Here is a 1,862-nt window from a genome sequence, read left to right as displayed (position 1 = left end):
CCTCCTCTCGAAGACCTGGAGGCCCGGCGGGCCGAGCTCTACGCCGAACTGGCCGCGGTCGGAGATTTCCGGCGCGGCTCGGTAAGCGAGAACTACCGCCGGTGCGGCAAGCCGAACTGCGCCTGCGCCCATCCGGATCATCCCGGGCACGGGCCACGGCTGGTGTGGACCCGCACGGTCGGCGGGCGCAGCCGGGGCCGTCAGCTGTCGGCCGAGGAAGTGGGCAAAGTCCGAGCCGAGCTGGACCGCTACGCCCAGTTCGCCGCGTTGACCGATCAGATCGTGGAGGTCAACGAGAAGATCTGCGAGGCCAAACCGGTCACCCCCGAGGCCGCACCCCGCCGACCGGCCGCCCCGGGGGGCGAAAAGGGGGCTCTTGAGCCAGGTGCGCCAGGTACTGGCGGCCGAGTTCGCCACCGAGCTGGACCACCTGGCCGAGCTGGCCGTCCGATCAGTGGCCGCCGGAGACGAACTGGCGGTGCTGGAGATGGCGATCCGGCAGGCGATGACGGCGCTGGGCGGGCAGGTCCTGGCCGCGCTGCTCGCCACCGACACCGGGCATACCGGGCCCGCCGTCGACTGCGGCAGTGGCGGCCATAGTGGCGGCCATAGTGGCGGCCATAGTGGCGGCCATAGTGGCGGCCATAGTGGCGGCCATCGCGCCGGCTTCGTCGGCTACCGCACCAAGAAGTTCGACACCGTCCTCGGCCCGATCAGCCTGCGCCGGGCCTACTACCACTGCGCTACCTGCCAGGCGGGCGTGGTCCCCCGCGATGAGCAGCTCGGGGTGAGTGGCGCGTCCCTGTCGCCAGGCCTGCGTGCCATGACCGCCCATGCCGCCGCCGCGTTACCGTTCGGCAAGGCAACCGCGCTACTCAACGAGTTCACCGGCCTGGCACTGGCCGAACACCGCATCGAACGGGCCGCCGAAGCCGACGGCGCGATCCTGGCCGCCCTCACCACCGCCGAAGCCGAGGCGATCACCGCGCATCGCCTCAGCCCGCTGCCCCGCCCGAGCGGCGAACTGCCGGACAAGCTGTATATCGAGACCGACGGCACCGGCGTGCCGATGCGAGCCGACCAGGTCGAGAGCCGAGCCGGTAAAGCACCCGACGGGCGCGCCCGCACCCGGGAGATCAAGCTGGGCTGCCTGTTCACCCAGACACGCTGCGACGATGACGGCCGCCCCGTCGCCGACCCCGGCTCGGCCAGCTACGTGGCGACGTTCCAGGATTCGCAAGCCTTCGGCACCCTGCTGGCTGCCGAAGCACGCCGCCGCGGCGCCGACCACATCCGCCAGCTGGTGGTCATCGGCGACGGCGCGAAATGGATCTGGACCCAGGCCAACACCCACTTCCCCGAGGCCACTCAGATCGTCGATCTCTACCACGCCCGCGAACACCTGCATGACCTGGCCGACCACCTGGCCTTCATCGTCGAAGACCAGCGGCTGTGGCGCGAACAGCGACTGGCAGACCTCGACAACGGAGACATCGCCGCGATCGTCGACGCCGCCCGCGTCTACCCCCTGACCGGCAGCAAGAAGGACGAGCTGGACACCAAACTCGGCTACTTCGAAACCAACGCCCACCGCATGACCTACGCCCACTTCCGCGAACTGGGCCTGTTCGTCGGCTCGGGCGCTGTCGAGGGCGCCTGCAAGAGCCTCATCGGCCAACGCCTCAAACAAGCAGGCATGCGCTGGAACCTTTCCGGAGCCCACGCCATCAGCGAACTACGCTGCCTGGACGCCAGCGGCCGATGGCACGAACTCTGGCCGAAGATCCACAACCAGACACGAACCGCCTGACCCGCCAGAACCAGCCGACCCTGATCGTCACCTACAAATCTGTCGTGCACCC

The 1,862-nt window shown here is 69.4% G+C and carries 1 protein-coding gene; it reads left to right on the top strand.

Annotation, left to right across the window (positions count from 1 at the left end; all coding sequences use genetic code 11):
* Nucleotides 1-385 precede the first annotated feature (385 nt).
* Nucleotides 386-1,810, top strand: coding sequence for an ISKra4 family transposase (locus tag ABGB08_RS54440; RefSeq protein WP_347608434.1), 1,425 nt, complete (start codon nucleotides 386-388; stop codon nucleotides 1,808-1,810).
* The last annotated feature ends 52 nt before the right edge of the window (nucleotides 1,811-1,862 follow it).

The organism is Acrocarpospora sp. B8E8, from assembly GCF_039871605.1.
Classification (GTDB): domain Bacteria; phylum Actinomycetota; class Actinomycetes; order Streptosporangiales; family Streptosporangiaceae; genus Acrocarpospora; species Acrocarpospora macrocephala.
Note: the sequence above shows the minus strand (reverse complement) of the source record. Positions and strands in the feature narration are given on the sequence as shown.